The 12718-nt window shown below is 33.5% G+C and carries 13 protein-coding genes and 1 other RNA gene; 8 read left to right on the forward strand and 6 right to left on the reverse strand.

Annotated elements, in window-relative coordinates; all coding sequences use genetic code 11:
- The first annotated feature begins 61 nt into the window (after window positions 1-61).
- The 6 genes from ACQ0RB_RS00770 to ACQ0RB_RS00795 all read left to right on the forward strand — a co-directional run bounded on the left by ACQ0RB_RS00770 (window position 62) and on the right by ACQ0RB_RS00795 (window position 4078).
- The gene (locus ACQ0RB_RS00770) at window positions 62-670 is read left to right on the forward strand and encodes a hypothetical protein (RefSeq protein WP_430495840.1); all 609 of its coding nucleotides are present in this window, start codon (window positions 62-64) and stop codon (window positions 668-670) included.
- Window positions 671-929: 259 nt separating this feature from the next.
- Window positions 930-1223, forward strand: a complete 294-nt coding sequence (locus ACQ0RB_RS00775; protein ID WP_129759110.1) for a winged helix-turn-helix domain-containing protein — start codon at window positions 930-932, stop codon at window positions 1221-1223.
- Between the two features lie 54 nt (window positions 1224-1277).
- Window positions 1278-2651, forward strand: coding sequence for a cell envelope integrity protein CreD (gene creD, locus ACQ0RB_RS00780; RefSeq protein WP_430495841.1), 1374 nt, complete (start codon window positions 1278-1280; stop codon window positions 2649-2651).
- A gap of 82 nt (window positions 2652-2733) precedes the next feature.
- Window positions 2734-3045, forward strand: a complete 312-nt coding sequence (locus ACQ0RB_RS00785; RefSeq protein ID WP_262732008.1) for a hypothetical protein — start codon at window positions 2734-2736, stop codon at window positions 3043-3045.
- Entirely contained in the window at window positions 3042-3419 is a 378-nt protein-coding gene (locus ACQ0RB_RS00790) for a DUF2809 domain-containing protein (protein ID WP_430495842.1), read from the forward strand. The genes ACQ0RB_RS00785 and ACQ0RB_RS00790 overlap by 4 nt, the downstream gene beginning before the upstream one ends.
- Complete coding sequence (locus ACQ0RB_RS00795; protein WP_430495843.1) at window positions 3416-4078, forward strand: DUF1361 domain-containing protein; 663 nt, start codon at window positions 3416-3418, stop codon at window positions 4076-4078. The genes ACQ0RB_RS00790 and ACQ0RB_RS00795 overlap by 4 nt, the downstream gene beginning before the upstream one ends.
- Here the strand turns inward: ACQ0RB_RS00795 and ACQ0RB_RS00800 are convergent, their stop codons facing one another.
- On the reverse strand, window positions 4079-5284 hold the full coding sequence (locus ACQ0RB_RS00800; protein ID WP_134198754.1) for an NAD(P)-dependent oxidoreductase: 1206 nt from the start codon (window positions 5282-5284) through the stop codon (window positions 4079-4081).
- Between the two features lie 139 nt (window positions 5285-5423).
- Here ACQ0RB_RS00800 and ssrA point away from each other — a divergent pair.
- Window positions 5424-5819, forward strand: a transfer-messenger RNA (tmRNA) gene (gene ssrA / locus ACQ0RB_RS00805).
- Between the two features lie 159 nt (window positions 5820-5978).
- Window positions 5979-6785, forward strand: coding sequence for an SDR family oxidoreductase (locus tag ACQ0RB_RS00810; protein ID WP_430495844.1), 807 nt, complete (start codon window positions 5979-5981; stop codon window positions 6783-6785).
- Between the two features lie 15 nt (window positions 6786-6800).
- Here ACQ0RB_RS00810 and ACQ0RB_RS00815 read toward each other — a convergent pair whose 3' ends face one another.
- Genes ACQ0RB_RS00815 through pelA form a run of 5 tightly spaced genes read right to left on the reverse strand, consistent with a single transcriptional unit; the run spans window position 6801 to window position 12704 of the window.
- Window positions 6801-7646, reverse strand: coding sequence for a DMT family transporter (locus ACQ0RB_RS00815; protein WP_430495845.1), 846 nt, complete (start codon window positions 7644-7646; stop codon window positions 6801-6803).
- Window positions 7647-7654: 8 nt separating this feature from the next.
- Window positions 7655-8575, reverse strand: coding sequence for an alpha/beta hydrolase (locus ACQ0RB_RS00820; RefSeq protein ID WP_430495846.1), 921 nt, complete (start codon window positions 8573-8575; stop codon window positions 7655-7657).
- 9 nt (window positions 8576-8584) lie between these two features.
- Complete coding sequence (locus tag ACQ0RB_RS00825; RefSeq protein WP_430495847.1) at window positions 8585-9937, reverse strand: glycoside hydrolase family 28 protein; 1353 nt, start codon at window positions 9935-9937, stop codon at window positions 8585-8587.
- A 3-nt stretch (window positions 9938-9940) separates the two neighbouring features.
- A complete protein-coding gene (locus tag ACQ0RB_RS00830; RefSeq protein WP_430495848.1) occupies window positions 9941-10717 on the reverse strand; it encodes a rhamnogalacturonan acetylesterase in 777 nt (258 codons plus the stop codon).
- On the reverse strand, window positions 10704-12704 hold the full coding sequence (pelA, locus tag ACQ0RB_RS00835) for a pectate lyase (protein WP_430495849.1): 2001 nt from the start codon (window positions 12702-12704) through the stop codon (window positions 10704-10706). Before pelA ends, ACQ0RB_RS00830 begins: the two co-directional genes overlap by 14 nt.
- Between the last annotated feature and the right edge of the window lie 14 nt (window positions 12705-12718).

Genomic DNA, 12718 nt, shown 5'->3' on the forward strand with positions numbered 1-12718 from the left:
AAAAATTTATATCCAAAAACTAAAATAAATTCATTTACTTTGTATTTCAAAGTACTTTTATATGGAATCCAAAGATTATTTAAAAGACATAAGCGAGATTAAAAACTTGATGAACAAGTCGTCTCGTTTTATATCACTTAGCGGCCTCTCAGGAATTCTTGCTGGTGTTTATGCGCTTGTTGGAGCTGCAATAGCATATTATATTGTATCAAATTCAGTAAGAGGTTACCTTATTCTTGATGGTACCATTTTTAATATCTGTTTTGCAATTCTGTTAGGCGTTGCATTTTTAAGTATTCTTACTGGTATTTATTTAACCACAAAAAAAGCCAAGAAAAACAATGAGAAAATATGGGATAGCTCATCAAAACGCTTATTGCTAAACTTTTTGGTTCCGTTAATTACAGGAGGTATTTATATACTCATTATTTTAAAACAAGAACGTTATGGTCATACTGCTGCCTTAATGCTTATCTTTTATGGATTAGCATTAATAAGTGCTTCAAAATATAGTATTGGAGATATTAGATATTTAGGATTTACCGAAATAATTCTAGGTTTAATTTGTGCATTAATGCCCAGTTACGGATTTTGGTTTTGGGTTTTAGGTTTTGGTGTAATGCATATTATTTATGGTACACTAATGCATTTTAAGTATGATAGAAAATGAAATCGAAATACAAACTAAACCAAAAACATGATTGATGATTAAAAAATGTCTAGGTTATCTATTAATTTTTGCGTCTATATTTTTTGCATTTTATAGAGGAAAAAGGCAAGGCGAATTAGATTGTATTGATTTTAACGTGTTACCAATAATTGCTAATTCAATAACAATTATAGTTTGCGTTTTGCTCGTAGTAATAGGTGCATATTTAACAAAACATAACACAATTAAAAATTAAGATTCTTGCCTTAGCAAGAAAGTGATGAGCATAATTAACAACATAAATAAAGTTTTTGATCACCGAATTAGATTAGGCATCATGTCTATTTTAATGGTAAATGAATATGCCGATTTTAATACGCTTAAAGAACTTTTGGGTGCAACCGATGGTAATCTTGCTAGCCATACAAAAGCATTGGAAGCTGCAGAGTATATTAAGGTTGAAAAGCAATTTATTGGACGAAAACCCAACACACGCTACTCTACCACAACACTTGGTAAAGCTGAATTTAAAAAGCATATTGAAGCTCTCGAAAAATTAATTAACAAACAATAAATATATTTTTTATCAATCTACTTTGAAATTCAAAGTACTTTAAATACAAACAACATGGAACATCAACAAAAACAACAGAACAAATTTGGACATTGGATTAAAACTTCAATCACTGCTAGAATGCTAATGGTTGGCTTCTTGGTAATTATATTACTTATTCCGTTAGCGTACATCAATAGTTTAATTACTGAACGCTCTATGCGACAACAAGATGTAGTTAATGAAATCAATGAAAAATGGGGAAATGAAGTACTCATTTATGGTCCTATTTTAAAACTCCCTTACAAGACCTATTCTGAAACAAAAACTTACAACGACAAGACTAAAACCTATCTTACCGAGACCACTACGCATATTAACTATGCTTACATTTTTCCTGAGAGTTTAGATGTCACTTCCAATGTAAATTCAAAAACCTTAAAAAGAGGCAACTTTGAATCTGCAGTTTACACAACTGCTATGGATTTTAAAGGATTTTACACCAAACCGCAACTTCAACTCAAAGACATAAAAGACGAAGATATTATTTGGGACAAAGCCACAGTACTTATTAAAACTTCAAACTTAAAAGGTATTAAAAATGAAATGAATCTTAAGCTTAATGATAGTAGTTACACGTTTGAAACCAACTTTAGCGATAATCCCAAAAACTATAGTGGTTATTTAGATGAGTTAGAATCTGGTTTCTTAAAAGAAAGCGACGTACCAAAATATGCCAACATCAATTTCAATTTTAGTATTGCATATAATGGTAGTAAAAGCATAAAAGTTGTGCCTATAGGAAAAACCACTACAATGCACATGAGTTCCAATTGGGCTGATCCAAGTTTTACAGGTAACTATCTACCTGATGATGAAACAAAAGAAATCACAAAAGACGGTTTTAAAGCCAACTGGAAAGTGCTTCATATCAATAGAGCCTTTTCGCAACAGTACCTTAACAAAACACCTAACCTCAACAAGTTTGCGTTTGGGACCAAGTTTGTTGTAATGGTTGATGAATATCAAAAAAGTGAACGTTCAGCTAAATATGGCTTTTTGGTTATTGGTCTTACATTTTTAGTGTTTTTCCTGATACAAACTATGAGTAAAATAAACATTCATCCGTTTCAATATTTAATGATTGGTTTAGCTCTAACTATGTTTTACACCTTATTAGTTTCCATTTCAGAACATAGCGACTTTTTAAAAGCCTATTTAGTGGCAGGAGTTTCGGTAGTTGCACTCATTACACTATACTCTAAATCAATATTGAAAACGTTTAAATTCCCATTATTTATTGGCTTGTCTTTAACCGCTTTATACACGTTTATATATGTGATAATTCAGTTAGAAAACTATGCATTATTAGTTGGTAGCGTTGGCTTGTTCATAATACTTGCTATTGTAATGTTTGTGTCTAGAAAAATTGATTGGAATAACGGTTAGTTTTATTAGTTGGTGAGTGAATCCTCGCTCCTCTTTCAATTTTTATTTTGAAATGAGCGAGGTTTCATTAAAAATCATAAAGATGAAAAACAACATTAATTTCACAGGAAAAATAGTTGCATTAGTAAGCTTTGTCATTGGAACTTGTTTACTATCCTTTTACTTATATTTTGGTAATTCATTTATTGACATTTTTACTGCTGCTGCAATAGTTTTTATTGAAGTTATTGTAAACATTGTAATACTAACCGCTATTATTGGTCAAACTTTACTGAATAAAACTGACAAAACAGATGCCCTAAAAACATGTGGGTTAATGCTGCTAAACATCCCTATTGCTATACTTTACTTTTATATGATGATAACTTTTCCTATACATAAAGTACTTCTATGACACTAAAATTTAACAAAACATACTTTGCGTTTTTCACCTTACTTCTAGTAGTTGAAATAGCTATTGCTATCTTTTTAAAAGAAGGTTTTATTCGTCACACTTTTGGCGATTATTTGGTGGTTATTTTAATGTATACATGTATTAAAAGTTTTAGTAACATAAAACCACTTGCTGTTGCTGTTGGTGTATTACTTTTTGCTTTTAGTATTGAATTTTTGCAGCTTTTTAATTTGTTGGATGTATTAAACTTAAGAGACAGTCACCTTGCTAAACTCATACTTGGTAGTACGTTTCACATTAGTGATTTAATAGCCTACACTCTTGGAGTCTTAACCATTTTATGTATTGAACATTTAAAAACATCAAAATCATGAACACCATAAAAAGCTTACTATTCAACCGTTTCAAACTTATTCTAATACTTACAGCTTCGTTAGGGTTAAGCATTGTTTTGTTAATGATTCGAGCTAAAATAACGCATTCCTTCTTCTTCCTATTTTTAGTATGGAATCTCTTTTTGGCTATCATTCCGTATGGTATCACAACCTATTTAAGCAGTATTTCTAAACCTAAAAAACTTGTGTTCGTATTTTGGTTTTTAGTTTGGTTGCTCTTTTTACCAAACGCACCTTATATTGTTACCGATTTATTGCACCTAAAAATAAGCTCCAACCCAATGCTGTGGCTAGACGTGTTACTAGTAACCTCATTTGCCTACAACGGTTTAATGCTTTTCTTTTTGTCTTTATCTGACATGGAAAAATTATTGCATCAGTATATCAACAAAAAGTACATTTCATCAATACTGTTATTACTTTTTGGTCTTACTGCATTTGGCATTTATCTTGGCAGATTTTTACGCTATAATTCATGGGAAATCATACATCAACCTTCTGCAATATTTACTGATATTTTTGAAATCATTTTTAAACCCAATATTGAAGCTTGGGTATTTACAATAACCTTTGGTAGTTTTTTAGCGATTTCTTATTGGATGCTGAAAGTTTTAAAAGAAAAAGCAACCGTTATTTAACTATTCCAAACCATCAACATAATCCTGAAGGTATTTAAAACGCTCAGTCAATTGACCATTTTCAGTAATTTTTGCACGTTGCAATACACCATCAGCATCGTTGTTGTAAAATGCAGGTATCACATGTTCTAAAAACATATCACCAAAACCTTCACTTGCATCTTTTGGCAACTCACAAGGTAAGTTATCAACTGCCATTACTGTTATTGCTCCTTCGGCGTTATATGCTACTTCTTTTTCAGTTTGCGGATTATAACCATAAAACGGATCTGCAATAGTAGAAGGTCTAATGGTTGAAGCCACTGGTCCATCAATATCGCAAGACACATCAGCAACTAGGTTAATTCTAAACGCTTTATCTTTAGCATCTTCTCTTGTGAATAAAAATGGTGCATTGTTACCATAAAAATGTCCAGCAATAAAGTAATCGGTTTGCTTAGCATAAGGCATAAAATTACTTTCATATCCTGATGGATCGTTGTAAAACTCATATTTATCACCAACCTTACCATCTTTACGTTTATTATACTCCATAACATCAACCATACAATACACTGGCTCAGTAAACTCTGAAGTTAAATACAATGCATCACTAACTTGTTTAATACCCAAATGGTCTAAAATTTCTTTAGCACCATAAGCTACTTTACCTGTACCAGACAGCAATATTTTTATATTAGGAATTGTAATTTTATCCAACTCTGCTTTGACTTCATCTAAATCGGCAAGGGTTTCAACTTTTGGTAAATCAAATAAATTGTCTCTTAAGCCCAAAGCTCTAAAACCGTTGTAAGCACCTACCAAACCTGCATAACGTCCAAAACCAATTAAACGTGCATTATCTTCTCTAACAATAGTTTCATGGTCATAAAGCTCTATATTTTTCTCTAAAATAGCTTTAAGCAATTTTCTATTATAAGGTTGTTTTTTTATGGTATGCGAAAAGAAAAAGTATTTTTTATTAGGAATTAAAGCCTCAATAGGCACTTCCTTTACACCTATCATCACATCACAATCAGACACGTCTTGAGACACATCAAACCCTTTTGAAGCATAATCCTTATCAGGAAAAACTCTAATATCTGAAGACTCTACCTTAAATTCTGATTTTGAAAACAAAGACTTTGCCTCAGCTAGTTTTTCTGGTGAAAATACAACACGTCTATCAGGTGGATTTTTACGTTCTTTAATGATTGCGAATTTCATATAAATAAGTATGTTATGATGATAACTGACAGTTTTGGTCAATTAAATATTGGTATAAAATTTGTACGAAAATAAGAGTAAAAGTAGGGTTATACAAACTTTTTAATAACTTTGCAAACTGTCTTTTTAAGACAATAAAGGGGTCGACTGGTTTTGACAGCGAGACTCATTAAACGGTAAGCACGTCGTGTAACGACCATGATACACGTAAAAGGCTAGGTCAACTTTTTAAACGGCGAGAATAACTACGCTTTAGCTGCTTAATCTGAATCATAGTAAGATCAGGCCACGTCCTACAAGGTAGGAAAGCTAAATGTCTCCTGAAAGCCTTGGTTAATGGCGTTCTAATTAGAGGCATCGTAAAGATTAACTAAGATAGTGTAGCGCTTTGATGCACTTTCGAGATACAAAAGCTAAGTTGTAAGTAGGCTGTCTTTTGCCAGCTTACAATCGAAAAAACAATAACAGACTAAACGTGTAGAAAGCCCTTTGATAGCTTGTTTGGACGAGGGTTCGAGTCCCTCCGACTCCACAAAAAGGACAATTTCAAAACACTATGAAATTGTCCTTTTCTATTTTTTACTTTCAGTTCCCTGTATTTTAACAAAACACTAAGTTCATTCAATTTTCTTATCGGTAAAATCATTGTAATTTTACAAAGGTGTTTTTTATTAAACCATCAACTAACTATCCTATGGAAATTTTTGATATTAAAGATAAAGTAATTGTAATCACTGGTGGCTATGGGGTTCTTGGATCTAGTATTGCTGAACACATGATAAACTCTGGAGCCAAAGTTGTTATTTTAGGTCGCAACGAATTTAAAGCCAAGGACTTTGCTAAAGCACTATCCTCAACACACGCTATTGGTTTAAAAGCCGATGTTTTAGACAAAGAAAATCTTATTAGTGTAAAAGATTCCATTATAAAGACGTGGAAACAAATTGATGTTCTTATCAATGCTGCTGGCGGAAACATGCCTGGAGCCACATTAGCTCCAAACGAGTCGCTTTTTGATATTTCCATTGAGGACTTCAACAAAGTCACAGATCTTAATCTTATGGGAACCGTAATCCCTTCGTTAGTTTTTGGAGAACACATGTCTACTCAAGATAGTGGTTCAATTATTAATGTTTCATCTGTAGCTGTTGCACAAGCTTTAACTCGAGTTGTTGGTTATTCGGCATCAAAAGCTGCTATGGAAAACTTTACGCGCTGGATGGCCGTTGACTTGGCTTTAAAATTTGGTGACAAATTAAGAGTCAATGCCATTATTCCAGGATTTTTTATTGCAGATCAAAACAGACGTTTATTAACCAATGATGATGGTTCTTTAACACAACGAGGTGAGACTATCATTAAAAACACACCTATGAAACGTTTTGGTGAAGCTAAGGAACTTAATGGAGCTGTACATTTACTAGCAAGTGAAGCTTCACGATTTATGACAGGATCAACCATTACAGTGGATGGTGGATTTAACGCTTTTAGTGGTGTTTAACTAAAAAACACTAACTCATTTGAGGTTTTTCTTCTGATTAACCACATAAACGTTCATTACTAAGCTTACAAGAATCAACAATATTCCTGAAACGCTCATCAAAGTATAACCTTCTTGAAACCAAATTACACCTATTAGCATTGTAAAAATAACCTCAATGTATTTTAAAGGTGCTACCAATCGTGTTTCAGACTGTTGCATTGCTTTAGTCATATAGACTTGTCCGTAATAACCTGTAACACCTAAACTAAGCAAGACCAACCACTCCCAACCTTGAGGCGTTATCCAATAATTGATGCAAAGAATTCCACTAACTACAAAAGACATTGTCATAAAATAATTGACAACCACAATAGGATGATCTTTATTTCCAATTTGTCTTACAACAACAAACACTAAACCTGTAAAAATCGCAGAAATAATAGCCATCAAAAATCCCAATCCAATCATACTTAAGTCAAACCCCTTTAGCATTAAAACACCAACAAATGCAGATATAAAAAACAACCACTGTAAAGGTTTTATACGCTCTTTTAAAATGAATAAGGCAAATATTGCAGCAAATATTGGAGCTACATATCGAATGGAAACCGCAGTTCCTGCTGGTAATAACTTTAAGGATGAAAAAAACAAGGTCATTGCAATTAATCCGCAAGCACTTCTTAACAATAAAAGTTTTACTTTATTGCCAACAATTGAAATGTTATGTTTAATCAGAAATGGATATGTAAAAAAAAGCGATCCTAAAGCTCTAAAACACACAATTTGATACACATTGAATTTCCCAAGATACTTCACACCAACATTTAGCAATGTAAATGCAAATGCACTAATGATCATAAATTGGATGGCTTTTCTCAAAGCATGTTTTAATTAGATTTTGAAGCTATAAAACTATGGGATAACAACCACATTTCACAAGTAAAAGTCCATAATTGACTTGTATATTTACGTCCCAAGCCAAAACCATGTCCGCCTTTTTCATAAATATGAAGTTCAGCAAGTACTTGATGTTTTTTTAAAGCCATATAATATCTTAAGCTATTCTCTATAGGAACCGATTTGTCATCCGTTGCATGAACTATAAATGTCATTGGTGTATGCTCATCAACTTGTAATTCGTTTGAGAATTGCTGCATACATTCAAAAGAAGGACTTTCACCTAACAGATTCATTTTGGAACCTTGATGCGTAATACTATCATCCATTGAGATGACTGGATAAATTAAGATTGAGAAATCAGGTTTAGCACTTGTATTATCGTGCTTATAGGCACCTAAATCATATTGTGTTGACAAAGTAGCAGCCAAATGACCTCCAGCAGAGAACCCTAAAACACCTACTTTACTAGGATCAATATTCAATGCTGCAGCATGACGTCTTACATAACGCATAGCTTCTTGCGCATCTTGTAAAGGTCCAACAGATTTATTTTTCATAATACTATCTGAAGGCAATCTGTACTTCAACACAATAGCAGTAACACCAAGCGTACTTAACCATTCAGCAACTTTAAAACCTTCTTTATTCATAGCTAAATGACGATAACCTCCACCTGGACAAATGACAATTGCAGTACCATTAGGTTTTTTAGGTTTATAAATTGTGAGCGTTGGTTTTACAACCTTTTGGGTTTTTACTAGAATACCATTATCAAAAACAGATTGCTCTTGGTAATTGGGATTGTTAATAGCATCAGGAATATCTTTTTCCCACAATGCAACCGTTGTTTGAGAATGCATCGCAACAGAAATTAATATCATCAACAAGACACCTATTGTTTTTTTCATAATCGTTCTTTAATTAACTGCACTTGGAACGGTTTGTTTTTCTCCAATCACAACTTCGTTAAACTGAACATTTTTAGTGTTAGTCAAGGTCATTCCGTTTTTTGCCGATTTGATTGTGATATGATCCAACCAAACATCTTCAACTTTAAGTTTGGGATAGCCTTCAATGACGATTGCAGTATTTGAAATTTCACCAAAGCTTACATTGGAAATATGAATATTTGATATTTTAGACGGAAACAATCCGCTACCTTCACCATGGTAGTTTGATGTCACATAAATAGCGTCTTCAGCATCTAAAAACTGAGTGTTTTCTACATAAATATTTCGGATAAAACCACCTCTATCTGAATTGGTTTTAAGATAAATACCACGTTTCACATAAGCGACAGCCTTATTATCGTAAGCGTAGACGTTTTCAACACCAGCAGACATTTCACTACCAATCACGATGGCATGCAAACCCTTAAAATTATTGTTTCTGATAATGATGTTTTTTGAAGGCGTTTCGGAAGTGTTTCGACCATCATTGTCCCTTCCTGCTTTAATGGCAATATTATCGTCTGCATTGTTGAAGGTTACATTTTCAATAAGTACATTTTTGGACTGTTCAATATCCAATCCGTCATTATTTTTATTATGCGCATCATACCGAATTCCGCGAAGCGTAATACTCTCACTTTTCAGCAAATGCACACACCAAAATGGTGCATCTTCAACCTTGATATCTTCAATCAAAATGTGTTTGGAATTCACAAACTGAACCAATTGTGGTCTCAGGTAAAATCCATCACCAAAAACACGCGCTTCAACAGGTAACTCCTTGTGATTCATCTCACGACTCAACTGCTTACCTTTTGCTTCTTTAGACTTCCATGTGCTCCATAATGAGTGACCTTCGCCATCAATGGTGCCTTTTCCAGTTATCGCCACGTTATTAACATTATAGCCATAAATCATCGGACTGTAATTGTACAGCGTCGTACCTTCCCAACTTGTTAAAACTATTGGGTAATCTTTAGGGTTTGTTCCAAAAACTAAGGTAGCACCTTCCTCCAAATGTAATCTTACATGACTTACAAAGTGAATTGGACCATTAATTTTATAAATACCCTTCGGAACGACAATCGTACCTCCATTTTGTTTTGAACATGCTTTCATTGCCTTGTCAAAAGCGCTTTTACAATCTTTGAGACCATCACCTTTAGCACCAAAATTGGTAATCAAAATTCTATATTCTGGAATTACTGGCAGAGTGATTTGACTTTCAATACTTGCAACTATTGAATCTCTGTTGTAGTGCACCTGAGCCTTGAGGTGAACAGTAATCAAAAACAGAAAAAGAAATACAAAACGTTTCATAAATTACTGTTTGAAAAAGGTTGTGCTTTCTGGAAGGTTTTCCTGAAGTGCTTTAACTGCTAATTTTGCAACTTCAGTTGCTCCTAAAACTGATAAATGCGTGTTGTCTTCTTTACCTTCGGGATAATATGGAATTTCATTAGGCGCATAATGCAAGTGCAATTTCTTAGAGGCTTCAACACCATACAATTCCTCCAACTGTTCAGTTAAATACTGTAAATCTACAAGTGGCACATTGTACTCTTGAGCTACCATTCGCACTACCAAAGGATACACACCATGCGTATCTACAAGGGTTGAATCTTCATTAAAATTTCGTCTAACAATAGATGTAAACAGTATTGGGTTTGCGTCTTTGGCTCTAGTGTCTTCAATAAACTTTATAAGGTTATTTCGGTAGGCAGTAAACGGATTGGTAAAGCGTTTAGGCGCATTCTTTTTTTGGTCGTTATGCCCAAATTGAATAAACACATAATCCCCTTTTTTCAATTTTACATAAACTGAATCCCAACGCTTTTCATCAATAAAACTTCGCGTACTACGACCATTAACCGCGTGATTTTCCAAAGTAACATTATCGTTTAAAAATTGAGTCAGCATTTGACACCAACCACGTTCTGGGTTGTCTTCAGGATTTGGTTTGTTAGACATTGTGGAATCGCCAATACTATAAATTGTAATAGGGTTTTGTGCAACCTCAACCTTTTCCTTTTTAACCTGCTCATTGCACGACTGAAAAAGTACAATGAGTAAAATAAGTGCAAATTTATAATGCTTCATACCATTCTTTTTCTGAACTGTCTTTATGATTTCCTAATACATTTTTCAATGTATATTTTTTTGCTTCCTTCTTGGATAATTGATGTGACCAATCCACACGTTCCTTAGGTTGAAAGCCTTTTCCTTTATTACTATATTCTGCATAGAAAGCTGTTTTTTCAGCTTCAGGTTTTGACCAATTATGCCAACCTATTGGCAAGATATGCTCTCCTAATTCGCAATCTATAAAAACAGTTTGCGCATACAATCGCCATGGTCTTCCAAGATACACTTCATCAACGTCTTCGTTTGCGGTAAGCTTACAGTTTTTAAACACATAACCAAACGCAGCATCTTGTGGTGTAGATGCAGCAGTAACATAGGAATTCTTTTTACTGTGAATTTGGCAATTTTCGAAGAAGGCAGTTGCACTTCCGAAGATAAAATCGGTTGTCCCTTCAATATAACAATCCTTGAAATACTGCTTTCCTTTTCCTGATGCATACAAAGTATCTTGGTTACCCAAAAGGTTACAATTAGCAACAATAACCTCATCAGAAAACACAGACAAAGCCACAGCTTGCCCAACTTCACCTGAAGAATTTTCAATGGTGAGATTTTTCAAAATTACATTATTGGCTTCAACCAAAAGTGTGTAGGTGTGGAAAGTGCTGTTTCGTCCTAAGCCTATCTTATTAAAATAATCATCATAAGTAATAATAGTTTGTTCTTTGCTCTCTCCAACTAAAGCTAGGTTTTCATTCCACTCATAAATTTTTATTTTCTCTTTGTAAACTCCATTTTTGATAAAAATTGTAATACGGTCATAAGGAAAAGCCTTAGTGTTATTGATAGCTTCAACAATACTTGTATAATCTCCACTTCCATCTTGTGCCACGACAATTTTCATTGGGTTTTTGGGAGACTTTTGTGATTGTAAATCATATTTTTTCTTCCACTCAGGATATTGGTCCAATACAGCTTGTGGTTTATTAGTGTACCATGCATAACCATTTCTACGTTCTTCTCCTATTTCGGCAAGTGTACTTTTTTTAATTCCATCTCTATCGCAAAAAAATGGAGTGTTATCATCAAGTTCCATAAAACGTGCCCAAATAGCAGGTGCTTTTTCATCAGGCACCATCCTTTTATCAACTATTTTACCAACATCATCATAAACCCTGTCTTTTCTTAAACCTGTAATTTTTGTTTTTTCAAACCAATTCACAGCACTATTTACGGCATTAATAATTTCATTGGAAGGGTTTTCAACTGACATAAGAAGTAGAACTACATTAGCAGATTCGGCTCCACTTAACGAAGGTAGTTCATAAGCTCTTGCCTTAGCAGGTTGCAATGTATTTTCATCATGTTGCGCACACCAAGACGTTAAAACTCCGTTTTGTTTGTATTGGGTTTTTAAAATACAATCAATGCCTTTATGATAAGCAAGGTTTACTTTTTCGAGTTGAGATTTTTCAGGAGTGATTGAATAAAATCCTGTGTTTAACTTTAATTCGCTTAAAAGCTTCATCACATTATACATAGCATCATCATTGTACGTAATATGTGTATAGTATCCTTTTTTTAATGGATAAAATTGTGGCCAACCTCCATTATCATATTGAGCTTCCAAAATATAATCTAAACCTTTTAAAAAAGCTGCTTTATAGGTTTCATCTTGGGTTTGCCTAAACATTTTTGATAAAAAAAGCATTTCTTGTATAGTAGCTCCATTATCTATTGTAGCATTATCACCTACCGATTTTAAGTTTAATAGCTCTTGTTTTTCTTTTTCTGAAAGTGGCTTGTGCATTTGTATGTTTTTTGGCCAACCTCCAATATCTCTTTGATACAGTAATACATTTTGAGCTATTTCCTTGGCTTCATCTGTAGCAAACCAAGACGCCTCTTTGCCGTAGATAATATGCCTCCAAGATTTATCGTGTACCTGAGACTGAACATTAAGAGTAATTAATGCTATTAAAATTACTAAGTATGTTTTCATTTATAAGCGCTTGT

Origin of the sequence: Gaetbulibacter sp. PBL-D1, from assembly GCF_050509525.1 — a bacterium.
GTDB lineage: Bacteria > Bacteroidota > Bacteroidia > Flavobacteriales > Flavobacteriaceae > Gaetbulibacter_B > Gaetbulibacter_B jejuensis.

Excerpts from the sequence above, each read along its gene's own strand:
- creD (WP_430495841.1), top strand. The coding sequence starts at position 1,278 with ATGGAACATCAACAAAAACAACAGAACAAATTTGGACATTGGATTAAA.
- ACQ0RB_RS00795 (WP_430495843.1), top strand. The coding sequence starts at position 3,416 with ATGAACACCATAAAAAGCTTACTATTCAACCGTTTCAAACTTATTCTA.
- ACQ0RB_RS00775 (WP_129759110.1), top strand. The coding sequence starts at position 930 with ATGAGCATAATTAACAACATAAATAAAGTTTTTGATCACCGAATTAGA.
- ACQ0RB_RS00770 (WP_430495840.1), top strand. The coding sequence starts at position 62 with ATGGAATCCAAAGATTATTTAAAAGACATAAGCGAGATTAAAAACTTG.
- ACQ0RB_RS00820 (WP_430495846.1), bottom strand. The coding sequence starts at position 8,575 with ATGAAAAAAACAATAGGTGTCTTGTTGATGATATTAATTTCTGTTGCG.
- ACQ0RB_RS00790 (WP_430495842.1), top strand. The coding sequence starts at position 3,042 with ATGACACTAAAATTTAACAAAACATACTTTGCGTTTTTCACCTTACTT.
- ACQ0RB_RS00825 (WP_430495847.1), bottom strand. The coding sequence starts at position 9,937 with ATGAAACGTTTTGTATTTCTTTTTCTGTTTTTGATTACTGTTCACCTC.
- ACQ0RB_RS00785 (WP_262732008.1), top strand. The coding sequence starts at position 2,734 with ATGAAAAACAACATTAATTTCACAGGAAAAATAGTTGCATTAGTAAGC.
- ACQ0RB_RS00830 (WP_430495848.1), bottom strand. The coding sequence starts at position 10,717 with ATGAAGCATTATAAATTTGCACTTATTTTACTCATTGTACTTTTTCAG.
- pelA (WP_430495849.1), bottom strand. The coding sequence starts at position 12,704 with ATGAAAACATACTTAGTAATTTTAATAGCATTAATTACTCTTAATGTT.
- ACQ0RB_RS00810 (WP_430495844.1), top strand. The coding sequence starts at position 5,979 with ATGGAAATTTTTGATATTAAAGATAAAGTAATTGTAATCACTGGTGGC.
- ACQ0RB_RS00800 (WP_134198754.1), bottom strand. The coding sequence starts at position 5,284 with ATGAAATTCGCAATCATTAAAGAACGTAAAAATCCACCTGATAGACGT.